At 75.5% G+C, this 23,268-nt stretch carries 18 protein-coding genes and 2 pseudogenes; 8 read left to right on the top strand and 12 right to left on the bottom strand.

Features of this window, described 5'->3' with window-relative positions:
* Both LO771_RS24695 and LO771_RS24690 read right to left on the bottom strand, forming a co-directional pair.
* Positions 1–145: pseudogene (locus LO771_RS24695) on the bottom strand (IS5/IS1182 family transposase); the annotation flags it as partial.
* A 50-nt stretch (positions 146–195) separates the two neighbouring features.
* Positions 196–1,015: pseudogene (locus tag LO771_RS24690) on the bottom strand (IS5 family transposase).
* Between the two features lie 370 nt (positions 1,016–1,385).
* On the opposite strand from LO771_RS24690, the gene LO771_RS24685 reads away from it, so the two are divergent.
* From LO771_RS24685 to LO771_RS24675, 3 genes are all read left to right on the top strand, one after another.
* Positions 1,386–2,591: a cation:proton antiporter gene (locus LO771_RS24685; RefSeq protein WP_230746649.1), complete on the top strand. Its 1,206-nt coding sequence runs from the start codon at positions 1,386–1,388 to the stop codon at positions 2,589–2,591.
* 277 nt (positions 2,592–2,868) lie between these two features.
* The gene (locus LO771_RS24680; RefSeq protein ID WP_230746654.1) at positions 2,869–4,935 is read left to right on the top strand and encodes a putative T7SS-secreted protein; all 2,067 of its coding nucleotides are present in this window, start codon (positions 2,869–2,871) and stop codon (positions 4,933–4,935) included.
* 42 nt (positions 4,936–4,977) lie between these two features.
* Positions 4,978–5,616, top strand: a complete 639-nt coding sequence (locus LO771_RS24675; protein WP_230746648.1) for a type VII secretion system-associated protein — start codon at positions 4,978–4,980, stop codon at positions 5,614–5,616.
* A gap of 240 nt (positions 5,617–5,856) precedes the next feature.
* Here the strand turns inward: LO771_RS24675 and LO771_RS24670 are convergent, their stop codons facing one another.
* The 8 genes from LO771_RS24670 to LO771_RS24635 all read right to left on the bottom strand — a co-directional run bounded on the left by LO771_RS24670 (position 5,857) and on the right by LO771_RS24635 (position 15,124).
* Positions 5,857–6,462 (bottom strand): ATP/GTP-binding protein, encoded by a 606-nt coding sequence (locus tag LO771_RS24670; RefSeq protein ID WP_230746647.1) that lies wholly within the window; start codon positions 6,460–6,462, stop codon positions 5,857–5,859.
* Positions 6,463–6,555: 93 nt separating this feature from the next.
* Positions 6,556–6,924: a DUF742 domain-containing protein gene (locus LO771_RS24665; protein WP_308188994.1), complete on the bottom strand. Its 369-nt coding sequence runs from the start codon at positions 6,922–6,924 to the stop codon at positions 6,556–6,558.
* Between the two features lie 22 nt (positions 6,925–6,946).
* Positions 6,947–7,354, bottom strand: coding sequence for a roadblock/LC7 domain-containing protein (locus tag LO771_RS24660; RefSeq protein WP_230746646.1), 408 nt, complete (start codon positions 7,352–7,354; stop codon positions 6,947–6,949).
* The gene (locus LO771_RS24655; protein WP_230746645.1) at positions 7,351–10,083 is read right to left on the bottom strand and encodes an ATP-binding protein; all 2,733 of its coding nucleotides are present in this window, start codon (positions 10,081–10,083) and stop codon (positions 7,351–7,353) included. The genes LO771_RS24660 and LO771_RS24655 overlap by 4 nt, the downstream gene beginning before the upstream one ends.
* 1,142 nt (positions 10,084–11,225) lie before the next feature.
* Positions 11,226–12,227: an enoyl-CoA hydratase/isomerase family protein gene (locus LO771_RS24650; RefSeq protein ID WP_230746643.1), complete on the bottom strand. Its 1,002-nt coding sequence runs from the start codon at positions 12,225–12,227 to the stop codon at positions 11,226–11,228.
* 132 nt (positions 12,228–12,359) lie between these two features.
* On the bottom strand, positions 12,360–12,734 hold the full coding sequence (locus LO771_RS24645) for a toxin Doc (RefSeq protein WP_230746642.1): 375 nt from the start codon (positions 12,732–12,734) through the stop codon (positions 12,360–12,362).
* Positions 12,734–12,973 carry a hypothetical protein gene (locus LO771_RS24640; RefSeq protein WP_230746640.1) on the bottom strand — a complete coding sequence of 80 codons (240 nt, stop codon included), beginning with the start codon at positions 12,971–12,973 and terminating at the stop codon, positions 12,734–12,736. Before LO771_RS24640 ends, LO771_RS24645 begins: the two co-directional genes overlap by 1 nt.
* 174 nt (positions 12,974–13,147) lie before the next feature.
* A complete protein-coding gene (locus LO771_RS24635; RefSeq protein WP_374228232.1) occupies positions 13,148–15,124 on the bottom strand; it encodes a glycoside hydrolase family 3 protein in 1,977 nt (658 codons plus the stop codon).
* Positions 15,125–16,003: 879 nt separating this feature from the next.
* On the opposite strand from LO771_RS24635, the gene LO771_RS24630 reads away from it, so the two are divergent.
* From LO771_RS24630 to LO771_RS24610, 5 genes are all read left to right on the top strand, one after another.
* Positions 16,004–17,245, top strand: coding sequence for an MFS transporter (locus tag LO771_RS24630; protein ID WP_230746637.1), 1,242 nt, complete (start codon positions 16,004–16,006; stop codon positions 17,243–17,245).
* A gap of 285 nt (positions 17,246–17,530) precedes the next feature.
* Complete coding sequence (locus LO771_RS24625; protein ID WP_230746635.1) at positions 17,531–18,082, top strand: GNAT family N-acetyltransferase; 552 nt, start codon at positions 17,531–17,533, stop codon at positions 18,080–18,082.
* Positions 18,083–18,209: 127 nt separating this feature from the next.
* A complete protein-coding gene (locus LO771_RS24620; RefSeq protein ID WP_230746634.1) occupies positions 18,210–19,043 on the top strand; it encodes an alpha/beta fold hydrolase in 834 nt (277 codons plus the stop codon).
* Between the two features lie 175 nt (positions 19,044–19,218).
* Entirely contained in the window at positions 19,219–19,746 is a 528-nt protein-coding gene (locus LO771_RS24615) for an STM3941 family protein (protein WP_230746632.1), read from the top strand.
* 399 nt (positions 19,747–20,145) lie between these two features.
* A complete protein-coding gene (locus LO771_RS24610) occupies positions 20,146–20,565 on the top strand; it encodes an ATP-binding protein (protein WP_230746630.1) in 420 nt (139 codons plus the stop codon).
* 97 nt (positions 20,566–20,662) lie between these two features.
* Here LO771_RS24610 and LO771_RS24605 read toward each other — a convergent pair whose 3' ends face one another.
* Positions 20,663–21,868, bottom strand: coding sequence for a PP2C family protein-serine/threonine phosphatase (locus LO771_RS24605; protein ID WP_230746622.1), 1,206 nt, complete (start codon positions 21,866–21,868; stop codon positions 20,663–20,665).
* Between the two features lie 352 nt (positions 21,869–22,220).
* Positions 22,221–23,093 carry a class I SAM-dependent methyltransferase gene (locus tag LO771_RS24600; RefSeq protein ID WP_230746621.1) on the bottom strand — a complete coding sequence of 291 codons (873 nt, stop codon included), beginning with the start codon at positions 23,091–23,093 and terminating at the stop codon, positions 22,221–22,223.
* Positions 23,094–23,268 lie beyond the last annotated feature (175 nt).

Here is a 23,268-nt window from a genome sequence, read left to right as displayed (position 1 = left end):
CCACGAAAACGATCGCGGCCAGCACCTCCCGGTCCCCGTAGCGCCGCCGTCCACCGCCCTGCGGCCGCGTCGGCGCCGGCGGCACCACGCGCTGGAACAGCTCCCACAACCCGTCCGGCACCATGCGTTCGACCATCGTCACCATGGCACCAGACTAGCGATCACGCCAAATGAGACGTCCTGTAAGACCGTGTCCTATGCAGTGAGGCGGAGGAGTCGCTTGGAGCAGCAGAGGGCTGCGGCAAGGCCGAGGAAGGCCAGGTAGTTGCGGGGGTGGCGTTCGTAGCGGTGGCTGAGCCGACGGTATCCGGTGAGCCAGGACATGGTCCGCTCGATCACCTACCTGCGGCGGCCGAGTCGTGCTGACGACTCGATGCCCTTGCGGGCGATGCGGACGCCGACACGTTTCCCGCGGAGCCATGTCCGCAGGTGAGAGATGTCGTAGGCCTTGTCCGCGTGGAGGCGATGGGGCTTGAGATGACGGCCGCGGTGGGGGTGGTGTCTCGTTTTGTGGCCCTGGACCATGGGCTTCAGGGCCTGGCTGTCGTGGGTGTTGGCGGCCGAGAGGCCGACGAGGAGGCGCAGCCTGTTCGCGTCCGACAGGACGAGCGTCCTGGAACCCGGCCTGCCCCGGTCCACGGGGCCCGAACCGGTGAGCTCGCCCCCTTTTTGGCCCGGACGTGCGCGGAGTCCAGGACGACACGGGAGACATCGAGCAGGCCGGCGTCGTCCAGGCGGTGCAGGACCGCCTCGTGCAGCCGACCCCACACCCCGGCCCTGGACCAGATCGGGAACCGGCGATGCGCGGTGGACTCCGACATCACGAAGCAGGGCGGCAGCGCCCGCCAGGCGCAGCCGGACACCAGCACGTAGACGATCGCGGCGCACACCGTCTCATCAGGCGTGTGCTGCGTCCCGCCACCCTGCGGCCGCACCCGAGAGGGCGGGATCAGCGGCTCCGTGATCTCCCACAACCCCTCCGGAACGATCCCCAACTCCACGCACCCCGCCCCATGACGTTCCCAACGACCGGCCCGCCACGCAGGACATGGTCCAAGGACCCGGAACCCCATGCCTCGCTTGGCGAAGGCCATGGAGGCACCACCCTCCGGGCTCCACCGGACCCACAGCTCGTCCGTGACCGTGGGAACAAGCGGGCGGAAGGCTTCCGATGGGGCGCGCATCACACGTCTCTTTAATATGTATTTGATATGCAACATTGATAGCGTGTCGATACGTCGTCGGCCGGTGGCCGACTGGCGCACCGTTCTGTTCCTGCCGCCACGGTTGCAGGGACGAGGGCCTCACGCCTCATCACGGTGCGGCGCGCGGCGCGCCGATAGTGGTGTGGCGCCGGTCCGTCCGTGTCGGTCCCTGGAGCCCTGATGTCCTACGACAACCTCGTGATCGTGCTGGCCACAGCGGCCGGCGTGCCGCTTCTGCTCTCCGTCGTACCCCGCCTGCCACTGCCGGGCGCGGTGCTGGAGATCCTGGCGGGCATCGTCCTGGGTCCGGCCGTGCTGGACGTCGTCACGGCGGACAGCGCCGTAGAAATGCTGTCGGTGATCGGGCTGGGATTCCTGCTCTTCCTGGCCGGACTCGAGATCGACATCCAGCAGCTCCGCGGGCCCCGTGCGCGCCTGATCGGCGTCGGCCTACTGGTGTCCGCCGTCCTGGCCCTGTCGGTCGGCCTGCTCATGCACCTCGCCGGCCTGGTCGAGAGTCCCCTGTTGATCGGCACAGCGCTCATGGCGACGGCACTCGGGCTGCTGGTTCCCATCCTGAAGGACTCCCGCGCGATCGACCAGCCGGTCGGGCAGCTGGTGATCGGCGGCGCCTCGGCAGGCGAGGTGGGCGCCGTCGTCCTGCTGTCGCTGCTGTTCTCGGAAAGGTCGTCCGACGCCGGTTCCAAGATCCTCCTGCTTCTGGTCCTCATCGGCGTCGCAGCGCTCATCGTCACAGCGTCCCTGCGTGCCGGGCGCCGACGCTGGCTGTCGGACACACTCGACCGGCTGGCCGACACCAGCGCCCAGATCCGCATCCGACTGGCGATGCTGCTAGTCGTCGGGCTCTCGGCGATGTCGCTCCATCTGGGCTTCGAAGCCATCCTCGGCGCCTTTGTCGCGGGAGCCGTGCTCCGACTGATCGACCCGGATGCCGAGCGCTCCCACCCGCGCTTCCATATGAAGCTCGCAGGGCTCGGCCACGGATTTCTCGTCCCGGTGTTCTTCGTGGCCAGCGGTGTCCAGTTCAACCTGGGCGCTCTGTTCGAGAACGCAGGAACCGTCCTGCGGGTTCCGATGTTCCTGGCCGCGCTGCTGCTGGTACGGGGTCTCCCGGCCCTGCTGTACCGGGCCGCCGGTCTGTCCTGGACCGAGGTGGCGGCCACCGCGCTGCTCCAGGCCACCTCGCTGCCGGTCATCGTGGCCGCAGCGACCATCGGCCTGAGACTGCACGCCGTACGGCCCGAGAATGCCGCCGCGCTGGTCGCCGCCGGACTGCTCTCGGTCGTCGTCCTCCCGCTCGTCGCCCTGCCCCTCCTCCAACGATCGAACGACCCGCAGACCCGGCTGCCGGCCGTGCTGGACTGATTCGGGGCCGCCGCCCGCCGTAAGGTTTCTCCGTGCCGTGATCCGTACCATCGGCGGGCACACCGCGACCGCCCCCGCTCCGCCGCCATCCGTACGGGCGCGAGGCTGGAGAGACCGATTCATGGAAGCGCACCGGAATTGCTCGGAGCCTCAGCGTCCTCGGGTGAGGTACCTGTGGGCCGATCGGCGGACGTCGTGAGGGTGCGCACTGAACCTTCCGCCGCCGTGCCTCGTGTAGGGCTTGGAATGCACGGGCGCACAGCAGCGGGAGGCGGGCATGGCGCGGCTGCACTCGGGCCTGGAGGACTTCCGGCTGGTGGGCATGGACGAGGACCCGACCCCTGGCGATCCCGGGCTGATCCGGGACGTGGCCCGGCGGTACCGGGACGTCGGGGACGCCGCGGAGCGGGCCCTGGGCGTGCTCCGGCGGGACGGGGAGCTCACGCGCGGCCGGGGGGCGGCGATGGACGCCCTGCGGGAGAAGGTCGGCGACGACCTGCCGGAGAAGCTCTCCAGGACCGCGACGTCCTACCACGACGCGGCCCAGGCCTACAGCGACTACGCCCCCCGGCTCCAGGAGGCCCAGGACACCTTCGACCGGGCCGTCGAGCAGGCGCGGAGCGCGTCGGCCCAGGCCGACCGGCCCCCGGTGGCGCTGGGTGAGAACCCCACGGACGAGGAGAGGGACGCGGCGCGCCGGAGGCAGGAGGAGATCGAGACGGGCCGGAGCGGGCTCGGGGCCGCCCGGAACCTGGCCGAGCAGGCGAGGGCGCTGCGCGAGGGTGCCCAGCGGACCTGCGCGGACGTGCTGGACCGGGCGGCGGGCGAGGCCATCCCCCCGCGGAACGTCTTCCAGCGGATCGCCGACTTCTTCAAGGACTTCCCGTTCGTGCAGATCCTCCTGGGACTGCTGGCCGCCGTCGTGGCGGTCTTCTTCCCCGTGGTGGGAGCCCTGCTCGGCGCGGCGCTGTTCGCGTTCACCGAGGTGGTCGCCGTGGCGACCGGGGGCTTCAAACTCGGCGACCTGCTGGTCGGGCTGATCGGGCTGGTCCCGGGAGCGGCGCTGCTCAGGTTCGGGGGCGTGGGGCTCAAGGCCGCCGCGGGTGCCGTAGGGCGGATCCTCCCGGGGGCGGGGAGGACCGTGGGCGGAAGCCTTTCGAGGATCCGGCAGACGCTCGGCAGTCCCCGGACGGTCGGAGCGGTGATCGGAGGCCCGGCCGCCAGGCCTGCGGTCGCGGTCACCGGGCACATCGCCGGGGAAGCCGGACGGGAGGCGGCGACCGAGGCGCTGAACGGGGAGCGGCTCGATGCCGCGGCGATCCTGGGGGCCGGCGTGCTCGGGGGCGCGGTGTCCCGCGGGCGGCTGCCGGGCAGGAGGGGCGCGGAGGGCGCGGGCCGGCCCGGCGGGTCAGCGCCGGGGCGGTCCAGGAGTCTCCCCGGGGGACAGGGCACCGCGGGCCCCGTGCCCCCGGCGCACCCGGTCGGCCTGCCCCCGGCGCGGCAGGACCCGTCGGTCGACCCCCACCTGGTGACGGGGGTGAGGCCCAGCGCGGAGAACCCGGCCGGACTCCCCCAGTTCCGTACCGACAACAACCCGCTCTTCCGCGACGACACGCGGCTCCCCGTGGGCCCGGACGGCATCTTCACCACGGGTTTCGCGCCGAGGGACCCGTCGCACACGGACCTGGCGGACTTCGTGGACCGGAACACCCCGTCGGCGTTCGTGTCGACGACGAGGCGGGAGGACCTGAACTTCCTCGGGGGCACCGGGCCGGGCGGCGAGCACGTCTTCCGGTTCCACATCCAGGCCCCCGGAGGGGTCGACGTGAACAGGACGCTGGGCAGTCACGCGGGCGAGGGGCAGCAGGAGGTCAGCTTCCCCGGCGGCATCAGCGCGGAGAACATCCGGGGCGCCCAGCTGGTGACCGGCGGGTCCGGTCCCTTCCTGCCGGTGACGGTGGGCAGGTTCGTGCCGAATCCGAACTTCAATCCGGCGTTCCTGCCGCTGCCCCCCAGTCCCCCGCCGGGCGGATCCTTCCCGGCCGACATCAGGCCCCACGTCCCCGGCGCGGTGCAGCCGGACGGGCCCGTCCTGCGTCCGCCGCGGATCCGGCCGCTGCCGCCGGCCGGCCGCCCGCCGCACGGCGCCCTGCCCCCGCCGCCGGGCCCGCCGCCGGTCACGGGGCTGCCGCTCCCGCCCCGGCCCAGGCCGACGGGACCGCTGCCCCCACCGCCGCCCGGCCCGCCCCCGGGCCCCCCGCCGGTCACGGGCCTGCCGCTCCCGCCCCGGCCCAGGCCTACCGGGCCGCTGCCCCCACCGCCCCCGCCGCCCCCGGGCGCCTGAGCGGATCCGTTCGCGAGCATGCAGAGGGAGGAAGGAACGACGGTGGAGGACACCCCGGCAGGCGAGACGGGTCCGCCCACGGCCACGGAGGAGGTGCGCGCACGGGCGCGGCGCTCCCCGGGACGGTGGCTCTACCTGGTGGACCCCTCCTACGACCCCGACGGCGCCGTGCCCCCGGACGGGATCGCCGGTGCCTGGGAGGTGGACGGAGAGGGCGCTCCCGTGGGGTTCACCGCCAACCCCGGTTACCGGCCGTCAGCACAGGGCCTGGGCCTCGCCGCACCCACCGATCCGGTGGACGCGGTGATGCAGGACGCCGCGACGGGCCGGGCCGCGTACGCCGAGGTGCTCGACGCGCTGGCGGGAGTCAGCGTGTACGTTCCCGCGGACTCCCGGGGACGACTGACGGCCCACCGGGACGGGGACGGCCTTTTCGTGGCCGTCCTCACCGACCCCCGGCAGGGGCCGGACGACGTGCCGCAACTGCTGCCTGTCGGGTTGGCGGATCTGGTCGCCGCCCTGCCGGAGGAGACCGCCGTGTGGATCAACCCGCACGGGGGCGTCTCCGTCGGCGCGAGCGTCGCGGACCTCCGCGCGGCCCTGGGCGTCCGGAGCGGGGAGCCGCAGACGGCGGAGGTCGGGGCCATCCCTCTCAAGGGCGTCGCGCCCGGGCGTCGCTGAGAGCGGGGGTACGCCCCGGGCCTCCCCGGCAGCCCACCGCGCCCCTCCCGGGATGCGGCACGGCGGCAGCGGGAGGGCGCCCGCCCCGAGGCGTCCGGGCAGGGCGGTGGGCCGGACGTTCGCCGTGGGTGGCCACGGGAGGACCCGGCCTGCACCGGACGAGCGGCGGGAGCCGCTGCGTCAGGCGGCGGACGTCGGCCCGGCCCCGGAGAGCCGGGCCGGGCCGGCGTCCGCCCGGGCTCACCGGGAAAGGCGCCCCTCGACGGCGAGCACGTGCTCCACGGCGTCGACCAGGAGGGCCTTGACCGAGTCGCGCCGCCGCGCGTCGCAGAAGAGCACCGGCACGTGCGGGTCGAGGTCCAGGGCGGCCCGGACCGTCTCCGCGGGGTAGTCGCGGGCACCGTCGAAGGTGTTGACCGCCACGACGAACGGCAGTCCGCGCCGCTCGAAGTAGTCGACGGCGGCGAAGGAGGAGGCGAGGCGCCGGGTGTCGGTCAGGACGAGCGCGCACAGCGCCCCGGCGGCCAGCTCGTCCCACATGAACCAGAACCGGTCCTGGCCGGGTGTGCCGAACAGGAAGAGGTCCAGCCGGTCATGGAGGGTGATGCGGCCGAAGTCCATCGCCACGGTCGTGGTGGTCTTGGCCTCCACCCCTGCGGTGTCGTCGACACCGAGGCTGCTCCGGGTGAGGTTCTCCTCGGTGTGGAACGAGGTGATCTCGCTGATCGCGGAGACCAGCGTGGTCTTGCCCGTCCCGAAGCCCCCGGCGACGAGGATCTTGACGGCCTGGGGCAGGTCGTCCTGGGGCGCCGTTCCCGGGGATCCACCCGGCAGGGCTCTGGTCATGACCACACTCCCACTCCGTTTCTGGGCGTTGCGTGCGCCGGCAGTGGCCGTGGACGGCCGCCGGCGGAGGCCGCTGTTCCGGCACCGCGCGGATCAGAGCGCGCGGAGTCCATCGAGCACCTCCCTGATGAGGTCGAGGCTCGGTCTGCCGCCGGCGTAGGCGGGCTCGCGAAGCCGGATGGCTCCCATGTCCAGCAGGTCGCCGAGCAGGACCCGGACCACCCCGACCGGCAGGTCGGTCCGGGCGGACAGTTCGCCCACGGACAGCGGACGGCGACACAGGGAGAGCAGGGCGCTGTGCTCGGGCTCCACGTTCACCCAGCCGTACAGGGTGTCGACGGCGGCGACGACGAAGGCCACCAGGTCGAAGACCTCCTGCCGGGACCGGGTGCGGCCGCGCACCATGGCGTAGGGGCGGACGAGGGGCCCGGCCTCCTCGTCGACCCATTCGGTGTCGATCACGGGGTCGTCCGCTGCCGTGGCCTCAGCGGCCCCGGGCGTCGACGGACAGGTGCTGGCCGACCCGCTTGACCAGCATGGCCATCTCGTAGGCGACGGCGCCGATGTCGGCGCCCTCGGGGGTGAGCACGGCGAGGCAGGCGTTGTCCCCCGCGGCGCAGACGAAGAGGTAGCCCGCCTCCATCTCGACCATCGTCTGGCGTACGGCGCCGCCGCCGAAGTGGCGGCCGGCCCCCTTGGCCAGGCTGTGGAAGCCGGAGGCCACGGCGGAGAGCTGCTGGGCGTGGTCGAGGGTCAGTCCGCCGGAGGCGGCCAGCATCAACCCGTCCGTCGAGAGCACGACCGCGTGGCCGACGTCCGGCACGCGGTGAGCCATGTCGTTCAGGAGCCAGCCCAGGTTCGCGGTCGTGTCGGTCACGAGTGGCTGCGTCATCGCGTGCTTCCGTTTCCGTGATGGGGGACGTGGGGACGGCGGGGTCGGGGTTCGGGGCCGCCGCCGGGGACCGGCTGCTCCAGCCGTCCGCGGGCGGCGCCGGACTGGAGGGCGGACATCAGCGAACGCACCTGGGTGGGGCGCCCGCCGTGTGCCGCGGGGGCAGGGGGGCGGGCGCCGGCCGAAGAGAACGCGGCCTCGAACAGGGGAGGGGCGCCGCGGTTCCCGTCGGCAGCCGGTGCGGGACCGGCCGGCCGGACCTGCGGCACGGAGCCGAAGGGGTCTCCGGGCCAAGGGCCTGGGTCTGCGGCGGTGCCGGCGCCGCCCGGGAGCGGAGCCCCGGGGTGCGGCACCGGCCCGGCGGGGGCCCGGACCGCGTGGGCGGACGCGCCTCCCCAGTCCAGCGGGCCGGCCGCCGCGGCGGGATCGTCCTTGAGCTGGGGGGCGAGGCTCGCCTGGCGGACGCGGCGCGGCAGGCCGTCGATGGTCTCCGGCTGCCGGGCGGCGGGAACCTGATGGTGACCCTGCCAGGCGTTCGGAACGGTCTCGGGGGCTGCGGAGGCCGCAACGACGGGCGGGGGCGCGGCGTGGACCTGCTGCGCGGCGTGGACCTGCGGTACGGGCGCGGCCAGGGCGTCGGCGACCCCGGGGAGGGGCGGCCCCTCGGGGAACGCGGTCCCCTCGCGGTGCGGCGGCGCGGGCATCGCGTGAGCGGTGGCCCCGGGTTGCCTGTCGTGCCCGTACGGATCGCCGGCGTGTCCGTGCGGACCGGCGGGCGGGAGGGCGGCGGCGGCGGGGGCGAGCTGCGCCGCGTCGCGCGGGGGGAGCTGCTCCAGGAGGGCGTGCGGGATCAGGACGACGGCGGTCAGGCCGCCGTAGGGCGAGGAGCGCAGGGCCACGTTGACCTTGTGCCGCTGGGCGAGGCGCCCGACGGTGATCAGCCCCAGGCGGGTGCTGTCGACGTCGCTGATGTCCACGGGGGAGGTGATGCGGGCGTTGGCGGCCTCGAGGTCCTCCGGGGCCATGCCGAGGCCCCGGTCGTCGATCTCCACGATGAGGCCGCCGGCCCCGGTGCCGACGCTCACCCGGATCTCGCTGTCGGACGGCGAGAAGTTCTGCGCGTTCTCGACGAGCTCCGCGAGCAGGTGGATGACGTCGGCGGCGGCGCGGCCGGCGATGCCGACGTCCGGCACGGGGGGGACGACGACGCGGGCGTAGTCCTCGGTCTCGGCGACGGCGGCGCGCACGACGTCCACGGCCGGGACGGGGCGGCGCCAGACGCGGCCGGGGGCGGCGCCCGAGACGATGATCAGGCCTTCCGCGTAGCGGCGCAGCCGAGTGGCGAGCTGGTCCAGGCGGTAGAGGTTCTCCAGGACACCGGGGTCGTCCTCCTGCCTCTCCATGGTGTCGAGCAGGCTGAGCTGACGGTGGACCAGCGCCTGGCTGCGGCGGGCGAGGTTGAGGAACACCTCGCTGAAGCCGCGGTGCAGGCGGATGTCCTCGGCGGCGAGCTCGACGGCGGTGCTCTGCAGGGCGAGGAACGCGTCGCCCAGCCGGGCCATCTCCCGGTTGACGAATTCCGGGCGTGCCGTGTCGACCGCGACGTCGACCGTCTCACCGCGGCGCAGGCGGCCGACGACGTCGCGCAGCCGGTCGTCGGTGAGGTTGCGCGCGGAGGTGCGCAGGCGGCCGAGGTCGCCGACGAGGGAGCGGGCGATGCGGACCGACAGGACGACGGAGACGACGAGGGCGACCAGTCCGAGGAGGCCGGCGAGGAGCAGCTCGACCAGGGCGCGGGTGGCAGGTGGGCCGGTGAGGGTGAAGACGACGTCGATGTCGTCCAGGGCGAGCCGGTTGGTGGCATTCCACTGGGCGTCGTAGGCGGCGCGCCAGCGGGCGATCGGGAACGGCAGGGCGCGGGCGTCCGGGCCGGCGTCGATGATCTGCTGCTCCATGGCCGCCACCTGCTGCAGGGGCCCGCCGGGCTCGGAGAGCCTGAGGAAAGGGGCCCGCTGGGCCGGAGGCAGGCCGGCCACGGCCGCGCGGTTGAGGTACCGCCGGGGGCCGATGTCCTGGACGACGGCGGCGTAGGCGCTGCGGCCCAGGCGGTGGGAGGGGCCCGCCGCGGCGGCGGAGACCAGGGCGTCCTCCTGGGAGAGGAAGTCTCCGCCGAGGACGAGCGTGTGCAGGGCCCGTCCGAAGTCCTGGGCGTCCTGGTCCGGCAGGACGGTCATGGCGTCGAAGGCCTCGGAGATCGCCGCGTTGACCATGGTGTACGAGGCGAGGACCCGGTCGGCGGCGAGGACACCGGCATCGACGCCCTTCCGGAGGTCGGTGATGCCCTCGAGGGCCTGCCGGGCTGCGTCGACGCTCCGGCGGACGCGGTCGTTCTCGTCCTTGCGGACGTCCGGGTCGTCGGCCTCGGCGAGGAAGGCGGCGACCGCGCTGTCCGTGCCGGCCCGGCTGCGGGCCAGTTCGGGCGGGACCGGGACGCCGCCGGGCCCCTCCTTCCGGACGTTGCCGACGAGGGCGACGAGGGAGGAGCGGCGCTCGGCCTGGAGGCCGATCACGACCTTGCCCAGGGGGCGGGCGAGGTGGGTGCCGATCGTGTTCACGCGGGAGAGGGTGAGGGCGTTGCCCAGCGACAGGTACGCGGCGTAGGCCCAGAGGGCCGCCAGCGATACGAGCGGGAGCAGCAGCAGGGCGGTCAGCTTGCTGCGAATGGTCATCCGACGCGATCTCATGAACATTTCCCCATATCCACTGCGGCAAGGCGCCGCACCGCGCCGGAAGGCGCCTTTCATTTCCGCACCGCATGCTTCCTCCCGACCGGGGGGCACGGGAGGAGCGGAATAGCCGGCGCAATGGCACCGGTTTTGTCAGGCCGCGGGCGCGGCCGGACGGGAATCGCACGGCAGTGGCGTCCGAGGCCGTCGGAAGCATGATTCCGGTGGACCCGGGACCGGGCGGGGCGGGGCAGTGTCCCTCGGCCCGCCCGTGCGTGCCGTTCCCGAGAAAACAGCACGCGGCGGCGTGTACGGTCGCTCAGGCGCCGCCGATTCCGGACGCGGACCCGCACGCAGGTCCGGATATGTCGCCCGGCATCCGGGAGGAGCCGGCCCTCTGCAATTTTCGGCACACGGGCACGGGACACCTGCTTTCTGTACTGCTTCCTGGGACACGCCGGGACGCAGGCCGGAAGTGTCCCGCCTGCCGGGCCCTCGGCCGGAAACGTTGCGCGTGCAGCGTACATGAACGAAACGGCGCCATAAGGTCGAGGAGCCGCCGGGGCGGAAGCACGGTCCTTTCGGACATGGGAAGGCCACGCCGCGTTCTTTTTCGCACCAGGGCGCATCCGTCCCGGGAGCGCGGCGGAAAGGCCGCGTCGGGCCGCCAATGAAGGACAAAAGAGGACACATGTGCGGCGTGCGGAGGCCAGGCCGAGGAAGGGCCCCGGTACGGCCGGCCGGACCGCCGGACGGAGGGCGGGCAAGCGTGCCCTTTCGGGCAGACCCGCCGGGCGGAGCGGCGCCAGCCCCGTCGCCGCGCCGGCGGCGCCCTCCCCGGGCGCCACGGCCACCCGGGGGCCGTCCTGCCGGGGGACGCAGGCGGAGCGGTCCGCCGTCCACGCCGGGAGTTGCGGCAGCTGCGGCAGCAGGGACGAGCCGTCCGCCGCCACCCGGTGCGGTCGTGGCCGGGCCAGGGCCGGTGGTCCGACCGGTCGCCCGCCCTGGACTCCTGCGCCGCCTGCGACCGCTGCACACACGGGAGGACGGGCCGGCCGGTCCCGCCCCGGGCGACCGGTACGGGGCCGGCCGCCTGGCGCACCCTCAGGAACGCGGCCGCGGCCCGGCACCGCCGGCGGACGCGGTCACGCCTCCTGGAGGCAGGCCGCCGTACGGGTGTCTACGGGGGCCCACGCGGGGGCGCCGTCCTTGTCCACCAGGACCGCGCGGACCCCCTCGGCGAAGTCGGGACCCGCCGTGAGCACCTCCCCCAGGCGCAGCTCGCGCTCCAGGCACGCGGCGAGCGGGGAGCGCGCCCCGCGGCGCAGGAGGGCGAAGGTGGCCGCCAGACTGGTGGGCGAGGCACGCCGCAGGTCCGCGAGCGCGCCCCGGGCCCAGGCGCCGCCGTCGGCCTCCAGCCTGGCCACCACCTCCTCCAGGGCGGGGGCGCCGAAGCAGTGGTCGACGCGTTCCCGGTGGTCGGCCAGTTCCGATGCGGGGGCGGGGCGCGCGTGGGAGTCCAGGACCCGGGGGAACTCCCGCGCGTCGGCGCGGGCCAGGTCGCGCTCCAGGGCGGGCAGACCGGCCGAGGGCACGAAGTGGGTGGCGAGACCGCAGGCGACCGCGGCGCCGGCCCCGATGCGGGCGCCGGTCAGCCCCAGGTACATGCCGGTGCCGCCGGGCAGCCGGGGCAGGAAGTGGCTCGCGCCGACGTCCGGGAAGAACCCGATGTGCGTCTCGGGCATCGCGAGGGAGGCCCGCTCGGTGACCACGCGCGCCGAGCCGTGCACCGAGATGCCGAGGCCGCCGCCCATGGCGAAGCCGTCGATGAGCGCCACGTACGGCTTGGGATACTCGGCGATCAGCCGGTTCAGGCGGTACTCCTCCGTGAAGAAGGCCCGCACGGCCTCGCGGTCGCCGGCCAGCACCGCCTCCCGGACCGCCCGGATGTCGCCGCCCGCGCAGAACGCCCGGGGGGAGGAGCTCGCCACCACGACGGCGCCGACGGCCGGGTCGTCGCGCCACCGCAGCAGCGCGGAGGAGAGCGCGCGGACCATGGGGAGGTCCAGCGCGTTGAGGGCCGACGGCCGGTCGAGGACCAGGCGGCCCACGCCGCCGGCCGTGTCCGTCCTGACGCATGAGTTCATCGTGCCTGCATACCACCGCCCCGGCGGGGGCGGAGCGGGAGGGTGCCGGGACGGCGTCAGGAGGGCGGGCCGGGGCGGGAGGACGGGCGGGAGCGGTAGGACGGGCGGGAGCGGCAGGACGGGCGGCAGGCGTCAGATGCGCCAGGAGCGGATGCGCTCGGCGGCCTGGTAGACGTCCGCCTTGCGGGCCTGGATGTCGCGGACGAGGTCGACGAGGGCGCCGTACGGCGGGTCGACGCCCTCGCCGCAGACGTGCATGTAGGCGACGGCGACCTGGCAGGCGTAGAGGCTGTTGCGGTACGGCAGCGGCTCCAGGCGGACCAGGGTGTGCAGGAGGGCCGCCGCCTTCCAGGCCGCGTCGGGGTCGGCGGTGGCCGGGCGGGGGATGCGGGTGCGGTGCCGGGCCACGGCGGCGACGAGGGCGGAGTAGTCGGCGACCGCGAGGTCCTCGGGGACGGCCTGCTCCTGGACGTCCAGCAGCCAGGGCACGTCGATGTGGACGGTCATCAGGCGGCTTCGACTCCCTGCGGGCCCGCGGCGGACGGGGCCTCGTCGGGAAACGCCTCGTCGAACTCCGCACGGTGGGCGTCGCCCCAGGCCGCGGCGTAGCGGACGAACTGCAGGCGCTGCTGCTCGCGCAGCGGGAGGTCGTGGACGTACTGCTTGAGGGACTTGCCCTCCGCGGCCGCGGCGGCGCGGACGGAGGCGAGCTCCTCGTCGGTGAAGGTGATGTTCAAGGACGGCATGCCGGAATGGTACCTGATAGGTACCGGCGCGGGGGCGGAGGCGGGGGATCCGCGGCGCGCCGGCCCGTCCGGCGGACCGGACGCCCTCCCCGGGAAGGGCGGCCGGGGAGGACGGCCGTGGGCCGCGCGGGCGGTCGAGGCGCCTGCGGGCTGCTGCCTGCGGGCGGGGGGCGGCTACCGGTGGCGCCGGTGGGTGGTGAGGCCGTAGCCGTAGGGGAAGAGCGGGTCGTGGCGCGGGTCGCCGGCGTTGACCGGCTCCTGGGCCTCGCTGCGCGGCCAGGAGACCGGGAGCCTGCCGGTGAAGGGGCGCTTGCCGAAGAGCACGTCGGCCACGCCCCCGCCCTCGCTGCCGGGGAGCCAGGACATGACGAAGGCGTCGGTCCTCGGCAGCCGGTCGGTGACGATCTGCGGGCGTCCGGCGACGTCGAGGACGACGCAGGTCCGGATGGCAGCGCACACGCGGTCGACGTTCGCCCGGTCGGCGGCGGAGAGTTCCAGGGTGTGGCCGTTGCCGACGTCGCCCACACCTTCGGCGTAGGGGGTCTCGCCGACGACGACGATGCCGACGTCGTGTCCGGCGGTGGGGGCGGAGGCGTCGGCGCTGTAGGTGACGTGGGCGGCATCCTGCCGGATGCCCTCGAGGATCGTGGTGCCGGGGATCGTGTCCCCGGACCGTCCCTGCCAGGTCACGGTCCAGCCCCCGGACTGGTTGCCCAGGTCGTCGGCATCGGCCCCGGCCACGTAGATGCGGGCGGAGGGCGACAGCGGCAGGGTGCGCTGCCGGTTGCGGAGCAGCACCTGGGAGGCGGCGACGGCGCGGCGGGCCACGGCGCGGTGGGCGGGCGAGCCGATCGCGGGGATGCCGGTGCGGTCGGTGTAGGGGTGCTCGAAGAGGCCGAGGCGGAACTTGGCGCGCAGGATGCGCCGCACCGCGTCGTCGATCCGGGACACGGGCACCCGGCCGGCCTCGACCTCGGCGGTCAGCGTCTGCTCGAACTGCGGGGCGCTGTACGGCTCCATGAACATGTCCATCCCGGCGTCGACGGCGGTACGGACCTGGGCCGGGAAGTCGCCGGGGAGCTGGTGGACGGCCTCCCAGTCGCTGATGAGGAAGCCGTCGAAGCCGTTCCTCTCCTTGAGGAAGCCGGTGAGCAGCTCCCGGTCGGCGCTCATCTTCACCGGGGTGCTGCCGGGCACGTCGGTCCAGCGGACGCTGGAGTAGGACGGCATGATGCTGCCGACGCGGTGCCTGCGGACGGCCGGGACGTACGGCGCCAGGTCGACCTTCGCGAAGTGCGCGTGGTCGGTGACGGTCACGCCCTGGTCGAGGGTGTAGGTGCCGGTGGTCGAGGTGCCGTACGCGGTGTCGCCGTCGCCGGCGAAGTGCTTGGCCGTGGCCAGGACGCGGTCGGGGCGGGCCAGGTCGCCGGGGCGGGTGCCCTGGAAGCCGTCGATGGCGGTCTCCATCCGCTCGACCAGCGCCGGGTCCTCGCCGAAACTCTCGTAGGTGCGGCCCCAGCGGTCGTCGCGGACGACGCACAGGCAGGGGGCGAAGACCCACTGCGGTCCGGTGGCGCGGGTCTCGGCGGCGGTGACGTGCTCGACCTCGCGCACCAGCGCGGGGTCGCGGGTGGCGCCCAGGGCGATGTCGTGCGGGAAGACCGTGGCGCCGACCAGGTTGCCGTCGCCGTGGACCGAGTCGATGCCGTACAGCAGCGGGATGTGCAGCCGGGTCGCCAGGGCCCGCTCCTGGTAGGCGTCGACCATGTCGGCCCACGCCTCCGGCGTGTTGGGGGTGGGTGCGGAGCCGCCGCCGGAGAGGAGGGAGCCGAAGGCGAGGTCGGTGATCCGGGACCGGTCGGCGTCGACCGAGCCGCGCTCGGTCTGCGTCATCTGGCCGACCTTCTCCTGCAGCGTCATGCGGCCGAGCAGGTCGGCGACCCGCCGCTCGACCGGCAGCCGGGCGTCCAGGTACGGCGCCGGCCGGTGGTGCGCGGCGGTCGCCGCCCCCGGCCCGGTGGCGGCGACGGAGGCGCCCGGGGCCGGGGCCGCGCCGAGGGCGGTCGCCGCGGCGGCGAGCAGCGCACCGGCGACGCGGCGCCGGGAGGGGCGCCGGTCCGGCAGGGCGTCCTGCGGGGGATGGTGTCTCAAGCTGCGCTCCTCGGGTGGGCGGCCCGTCCGGGTCCTCCGCGGGCCGGACGGGTCGGTTGGGCCGGACGGGTCGGTTGGGCCGGACGGGTCGGTTGGGCCGGACGGGTCGGGTAGGACGGGCGGGTCGGGCGAGGTTGCCGGGTGCCGATGTCCGGCGTCCGCGCTTCCCCGGAGCGGGTTTCCACCGGGGTACTCCTCGGTGCGGTGCGGCACCTGCGGCGTGGTGTGCTCGGCGGCGTCCGCGGCGGACCGCCGGTCCGGGGGCCGGAGGGCCGGGGGCCGGAGGGCCGGGAACGTCCGGCCCGGGGGGGGTGTCCGGGAGGACGGCCGCACAGTGCGGGGTCGAAGTGGACGGATGGGGGCGGTCGCACTTGGGAGCGCTCCCACCGATGGGCAGGCCGCGCCGATCCTCGCGGCTCTGGCAGGGGTGGCGGCGCGCCGCGCCGCCGGGGCGGCCGCCCGCGGCGAACCATCCTTGATTGGACACGGTCAATTTCTGCAGTCCATCAAGCCACCGGCCCCTCGGAGGTGTCAAGGTGCAGGTTCGCCTTCACCCTCCGAAGGCACGGAGGCGCACGCAGGACCGGGAGGGGGCCGGACGGGGACGGGTCGCGCCACCCGGGCGCCCGCCCGCCCCGTGCGGCCGCCGGTGCCGCGGGGGCGGCCCGGCGCCGTCGTGCGACGGTCCGTCAGAAAGGCAGTTCCGCAGCACGGCCCGGCTTGCTATCGTGCCGATCATGGACATCACCGGGCCCCACTGACAGGTCGTCCACCGCCCCCCGAACGCGTTCTCGTGACGGTTCCTCCGGGGCGGTACGCCGACCCGTCATGTCCGTTCGTGCCCCGGCCGCGCCGCGGCACGTGCACCCCGGAGACACCATGCCACGCCCCGACGGGGGCAGTGCGTCCTACCGCGCTGTCCTCGCACTCCCCCATGCCCGCCGCCTGTTCGCCGCCGCGCTCCTCGCCCGGCTGGGCTACGGCCTGACCGGCCTTCCCCTGCTGCTCGCCCTGCGGGAGGGCACCGGCTCCTACGCCGCCGCCGGTACGGCGACCGGCCTGTACGGACTGGCCGTCGCCCTGCTCGGCCCCGCCCGGGCACGGCTGGTCCGGCGCCGGCGCTCCGCGCTCGTACTGCTGGCCGTGGGCCACGCGCTCTCCCTGGGCGCACTGGCCGCCGCATGCGCCGTCGGCGTCGCGGACCTGCCCGCCGTCGGGCTCGCGGTCCTGGCGGGGCTGTGTCCGCCTCCGGTCGGTCCGCTGATGCGCGCCCTGTGGAGCGGGCTGACCCCCGGCGGGGTGCAGCGGCAGTGTGCGCTGAGCCTGGACACGGCGGCCGAGTCGGCCGTGTTCGCCGTGGGGCCGGTCCTGGGCGGGTCGCTGGCCGCCGCCTCCTCGGCCCCGGCGGTGCTGGCCGGGTGCGGGCTCCTGCTCCTGACGGGGTCCGGACTGCTGGCGGCGGCGCTGCGGCGCGCGCTCGACGCCGAAAACGCCACGCCCTCGGGCGGCGCCGGGGGCTTCGTCCTCGCGGCACGCCTCCCGCGCCTCCTGGCGCTGGTGTGGGCGGCCGCGGCCGCACTGGCCGCGTGCGAGGTCGGGGCCGTCGCCGCCTGGGGGGCGGCGACGGCCGGGGTGCTGACGGCGCTGTTCCCGATCGGCGGTGTCCTCGGCGGCCTGGTGTACGGCCGACGGCGGTGGCGCTCGTCCCTCGCCCGCCGGCCGCTCGCGATGGCGGCGGGTACGGCCGCCTGCTGGGCGCTGCCCGCCCTGGTCCAGGCCCCGCCCGCCGCGGGCGCGGCCCTGCTGGTCGCCGGCGTGTGCACCGACGTGCTGCTGATCGCGGCGTACCAGCTGGTCGACATCCTCGTCCCCGCGGGGTCGCGCACCGAGGCCGGCGCGTGGCTGAACACCGCTTACAACCTGGGCGCGGCCATGGGAGCCGCCGCCGGAGGCGCCCTGGCCGACCGGCCCGGACCGGCGGCGGCGTTCGCCGCCGGTCCGGGGCTCGTCGGGCTCTGCGCGCTGGTCTGCACACCGGGGGCACGGCGTCGCGGTGCGGCGGGGACCGCCGGGGCGGCCGCGGTGCCGCTGGCGGCGGGTGACCCGTCGCGGTCCCGCTGACCGCGTGCCTCCGGGGCCGCGCCGGCGGAGAGGCGGCCCGGGTCCGCGGGTATCGGGCGCGGCGGCCTGGAAGCGGGCGGCGGTGTACCGGGTCGGGCCGCACGGCCCGTATCCGGTCGGCGGCCGGGACGGGACCGGTCCACGCGTGGGACTCCGGCGGTGGGACTCCGGCGGTGGCGCACGGGGGTGCACGCACGGGGCGGGGCTGCGGCGCCGGGCGGCTGGAAACCCGTGGAGCGCACCGTATGGCCTGTGGTACCACTGGCGGGTCCACGAGAGTCGATCATGGAACTGCGCGAGGAGGCGTCCGGCATGGTGCTCGGAGAACTGGTGGGGCTGCGGGCGATGGGTCCGGCAGACGCCGGGGCGCTGTGGCGGTGGAACCACGACCCCGAGGTCATGCGCTGGATGAAGGACGGCTACGCCCAGCCGCTGGCCCGGACGGAGAAGTGGCTGGCCGAACGGCCGGGCAACGCGTACGGCGACCTGCTCCTGGGGATCGAGTCGCTCTCCGACGGGGTGCTCGTGGGCCTGGTCCGGCTGCACGGCGCCGAGCCGGAGACCGGGTGCGCCGAGCTCGACATCTACCTCGGCGAGAAGGCGTACTGGGGGCGCGGCCACGCCACCGACGCCATGCGGACGGTCTGCCGCTACGGCTTCGAGAAGATGCGGCTGCACCGGATCTCCCTCACCGTCGTCGAGGAGAACCACGCCGCCCGGCGCGTCTACCGGAAGGTGGGCTTCGTCGAGGAGGGTCGGCTCCGCCAGTCCTTCCGGCGCGACGGCCGCTGGTACGACAAGCTGGTGATGGGGTTGCTGGAGGGCGAGCTGCGGTAGGCCGCAGCCCGCCCCTCCCCGGTGCTCCGGGGCCGCCGGACGGCTGCCGCAGAGTCACGCACCGCTCCCCGCGCCGCAGGAGGCGGTGGGACCGATGAGTCCGGGCGGCCGCGGCGGTCACCCCTCGGTGACGACCGCACGAGAGGTGAAGGGTGAGGCGATGGGCTGCGCAGAGGTCAACGGGGTGCCGCTGTACGTCGAGGAGCACGGTTCGGGGGAGCCGCTGGTGCTGCTGCACGGCGGCATCGGGTCCGGGGAGATGTTCGCCCCGCTGCTCCCGGCGCTGTCCGCACGGCGCCGGGTGGTCCTGGTCGACCTCCAGGCCCACGGGCGCACCGCGGACGTCGACCGTCCGCTGCGGCCGGAGCTGATGGCCGACGACGTCGCTGCCCTCGTCGCACACCTCGGCCTGCCGCGGGCCGACGTTTTGGGCTACTCCCTGGGCGCGGCCGTCGCACTGCGCACCGCGGTCCAGCACCCCGGGGCGGTGCGCCGCCTGGTCCTGGTCTCGGCCGCCCTCAGGCGGGGCGGCTGGCACGCGGAGGCCCTGGCGGGCATGGACGCGATGAGCGCGGAGGCCGCAGAGGCGCTGAAGCAGTCCCCCGCCTATGCCTCCTACGCCCGGCACGCGCCGCGGCCCGAGGACTGGCCGGTGCTCGTCGGCAAGATCGCCGAGCAGCTCCACCGCGACTTCGACTGGACCGCCGAGGCCGCCCGCATCACCGCCCCGACCCTGCTGGTCTTCGGCGACGCCGACGCGGTGCGCCCGGACCACATGGTCGAGGCCTACGCCCTGCTGGGCGGCGGCCTGCGCGACCCGGGCTGGGACGGGTCGGACCGCTCCACGGCGCGGCTCGCCGTCCTCCCCGGGGCGACCCACTACGACATCCTCACCCACCCCCTCCTGGCCGGCACCGTGCTGCCCTTCCTGGAGGCCCCGGACCCGCAGACCGCCGCCTGAGTCCCGGACCGGGGCGGAAGCACCCCGGGGCGGCACCGGCGCGTTCCCGCCGGGGGCTGCCGCTCCGGAGGCGGTACGGGCCGGGACGTGGGCAGGACCGGGGACGGGGGCATCGGGCGGAGAGGCACGGAAAGGGGTTTCCGCGGGCAGGTGCGGCGGCGCTATCGTGCGGCCCGTGATCGAGAAGAGCGCGGCCCTGCCGCCGACGGTGTACCGGTCCCCCCCGGGGCGTGTCCTCCTCCTGTTCCTCGGATCGCTGGCCTTCTGCGTCCTGGGCACGGTGCTGCTGCTGCGCCACGACTCGGTCAAGGGCGTGGTCGGCGGGGCGGCCGCCGTGGTGTTCTTCGGACTCTGCGCGGTGGCGTGGGGGTCCCGGCTGGTGCGGCGCCGGCCCGAACTGGTCCTGGACGGGACGGGGCTGGACCACGTGCAGCTCGGGAGGATCACCTGGGACGAGGTGGGCGGGGTCCGGATCCGCGAGTTCCAGGTCAGGTCCACGACCCAGCGGGTGGTCGAACTGGTGCTGCACGACTCAGCCGGGTACCTGGCCCGCGCCCCGCGGACCGTACGGACGACCGCGGCGGCCAACCTGCGTTTCGGGTTCGGGCCGGCGAACATCTCCACGGTCTCCCTGCCGGTGGGCCCGGAGGAGGTCGTGCGGGCGATGGTGCGCCACCGCCCCCAGTTGAACGTCTACACGTGACGGGGGCCGGTGGGCACGGTTCCTGCGGAGCCGCTCCGGCCGCCCGGCGGGCCCGCAGCCGGGCGGGGTGCGGGGCCGGCTCGGACGGGGAAGGTGCGGTCGGGCCGGTCAGGTGACGGACCGGCGCTCAGGCCACGCGTCCCCACGCGACCGCACACGCGCAGGGGCGCTTCCCGGCCGCTCCCTGCCGGGACCCGGAGGCCAGGCGTCGCGGGACCGGCGCCGGCTCGGAGCCGCCGTCCGGGCCTCCCCGGCCGCGGCCGTACCGCCCGTGCTCCTTCCCGGACCGGCCGCCGAGGAAGGGGTGAGTCGGGCAAAGGTGAGGTATCGGGGCGGCCCCAGGGGGCATACGCCCCGGTGCACCGAGACGTGGATGAGCACTGAGCAGGACGGACGCCGATGGACCTCCTTTCCGAGCACTCCCCCACCGGGCAGCACGTGTGTGCGGACCTCGACGGCCGCCCCGGCAGCGTCACCCTGGCCCGCCGCACCGCCGAGGCCTTCCTCGCCGCGCTCACCCGCGCCGTCCCGCCCGGCGGCGAGGACACCCGCGACAGTGTGCTGCTGGTTGTCTCCGAACTGGTCACCAACGCGACGCGGCACGCCCCGGGCCCCCTCACCCTGTGCCTGACCCACCTGCGCGACGGTGTCCACGCCGTCGTGTACGACACCAGCACGCTCCTGCCCCGTCCGCGGACGCCCGACCTGGCGCGCGGCACCGGCGGCTTCGGCTGGCCGCTCGTCCAGCGTCTGGCCCGGGACCTGCGGACCGCCGTCCGCCCGGACGGCAAGGAGGTCCACGCCGTCCTCGCCTGGTAGGGGGCCGGTCCCTGCCCGCGGCGCGGGACTCCGTCCGGCGGGCCGGGTGCCGGGAGTGCCGGCCGGGCGGTGCCCGCGCCGCGGGCGGGGGCGTGGGTCAGAGCCGTCCGTACGGGATGTCGGCGGGCACCTCGGCGCGGCGGCGTGCCGCCTGGGGCTCCGCCGCGCGGTGGATCGCGACCATGGCCAGGTCGTCGCCGAGGTGCCCGCCGACGTGGCGCAGCAGGTCGCGGTGGACGGCCGCCAGCAGCTCCCGGGGCGGCAGCGCGAGCGGGGCGAGATCGCGCAGCCGGTCGGTGAGGGGGTAGAAGGCGCCGGTGGCGTCGCGGGCCTCGATGAGCCCGTCGGTGTACAGCAGCAGGGTGGCGCCGGGCGGGAAGGCCGCGGTGTCCACGCGCGGACGGGGGCCGTCGAGGTCGCCCAGGCCGAGCGGGGGCGCGGGCACGGTGGGCTCCAGCGGGGAGACCCTGCCCTCGTGGACGAGCAGCGGCGGGGGGTGCCCGAGGTTGACCATGTGGACCAGCCCTGCGTCGTCCTGCGGGATGTCCAGCACCACGGCGGTGACGAAGCCCTCCTCGCCCAGGCCCGCGGGCCGCGCGCCGGGTTCGCCGGCCTCCGCCGCGGCCGCCTCCTCCCGCAGGTCCTCGCGGTAGTCCTCCTCCAGCTCGGCCGCAAGGTCGCCGAGGGGGGTGCGGTGGCGGGCGGCCCGCCGGAAGGCGCCCAGGACGCAGCCCGCCGTCTCCAGGGCGGCCAGGCCCTTGCCCTGGGCGTCGCCCAGCAGGATGCGCGTGGTGCCCCGGAGGTCCGCGGCCGCGTAGAGGTCGCCGCCGACGGCGGCCTCCTCGTCGGCCGCCCGGTAGAGGGAGGCGAAGGTCAGGGCGCCGATGCGGCGGGGCAGCGGCCGCAGCAGGACCCGCTGCGCGATCGCGGCGACGGAGCGTGAGCGCGCCAGTTCCCGCTCCCGCCGCAGGCGTACGGCGCTGGCGGCCATGGCGGCCAGGCTGATCAGCGCGATCGTGGAGAGCTGGACGGGGAAGTTGGCCGCGTCGAGCAGCTGGTTGGCGCGGGCGGAGAGGACGACGCACGGGATCGTCACCAGGATGACGAGCAGCACGCCGGCGGGGGCGCAGAACACCGCCGCCAGGGTGGGCGCGGCCACCATCAGGGATCCGAACCGGATGTCGGGCGGCGTGACCTCGTCCACGGCGAGGAGGACGAGCGGCAGCGCCGTGACGGCCGCGAGGACCGTGCGCGGATGGCGCCACAGCCCGGCTCGAAGCAGTTCACCGATGCGGACAGGCACCGCAGCCACCTCCGGGAGGCCGTCGTCCCCCGCCTTCCAACCTCGCCCAGGGCCGGATCGCGGCGCAGGGCCCCTTCGGCCCCCGGGGCGGGGCCGAAAGGGCCCCGCGGAAGCCGCCGGTCACCCGATTGTCGCGCGTACCGGCCGGAGGGCGCCCCCCGGGGAGCCCCGGCCGGGCTCGACAGCGGGGCGGTGCGGGGGCGTCACGCGGGGCGGGCCGTGCGGCGCCGGGCGCAACGGACCGGCCGGGCGGGGACCGCGCCGTCGTGCGGGACGGCCGGGCGCGGAGGCCGTGCCGTCGTGCGGGACGTCGTGGAGAGCCGGGCGGGCCGGTGGGACCGGCCGCCGGCGTCTACCGCTCCGCGGGGCCGCCCGGCACGGCGAAGTCCAGGTGCACCACGGACGGGCGCCGGCTCCGGACCACGGGCAGCCGCAGGGCGTACGGGAGGAGCGCGCCCAGGACGCCCCGTCCGGGCGGCGGCACCACGTCCCGCACCGCGGCGATGCCGGGGTGGGCGGTGCGCACCCGCTGCTGCTCGGCGGCGTCCATCCCCCAGGGCATCGGCGGGGCCTGGTAGCCGCCGGAGCGCAGCCGCCCCTCGCGGGCCAGCCGGGCGAACCGGCGGGGCACGGCGTCGAACACCATCCCGCCGCCGGGGAATGCCTCGGCGCAGGCCGCGAGGAGGTCGCGGACCTCCCCGGGAAGCAGGTACATGAGCAGTCCCTGGGCGGTGACGAGGACACCCTGGGAGGGGTCGACCTCCCGGACCCAGCGGTGGTCGGTGGCGGAGCAGGCGAGCAGCCGCTGGCGCGGGCCGGGGGGCAGCAGGCGCTCCCGCAGCTCCACCGACTCCGGCAGGTCGACGGTGAGCCAGCGGGCCCGGCCGTTGTCGACCCGCCAGAACTGGGTCTCCAGCCCCTCGCCGAGGCAGACGACGGTGCCGCGCGGGTGGCGGAGCAGGAAGTCGGCGACCTCGGCGTCGAAGCAGCGCACCCGCAGGGCCTGGAGCTGCCCCTGGAGGCGGACGCCGGCGGAGTCCGGGTCGCCGAAGCGCTCCTCGAAGGGGTAGTCGACCTCCTCGACGAGCCGCACCGCCTCGGGGTCGGGCAGCAGGGTGTCGGGGCGGCGGGCCTCGACCGCGCGGTGGTACAGGGTCCACAGCGCGGTCTCGGGGACCGCCCCGAGCCGGGCCCGGGGGGCGGCGGGCACTCCGTCGGCGGTCATCCGGGTCCTTCCTGACTGCTGAGGGGGCCGCCGCTCCGGTGCGGGGGCCTGCCCGCATTCTGGCACCGCCGGGCCGGGGGGCGCCCCCGGCGTACGGCTGTCCGGCGGGGCCGTCGCCAGGGCCGTCGCCGGGTCCGGGGCCGGGGCCGGGAGGCGGGGAGGCCGCCCCGGGCGG

This window comes from Streptacidiphilus sp. ASG 303 (genome assembly GCF_020991365.1).
GTDB lineage: Bacteria > Actinomycetota > Actinomycetes > Streptomycetales > Streptomycetaceae > Peterkaempfera.
This window is presented reverse-complemented; position numbering and strand designations above follow the sequence as displayed.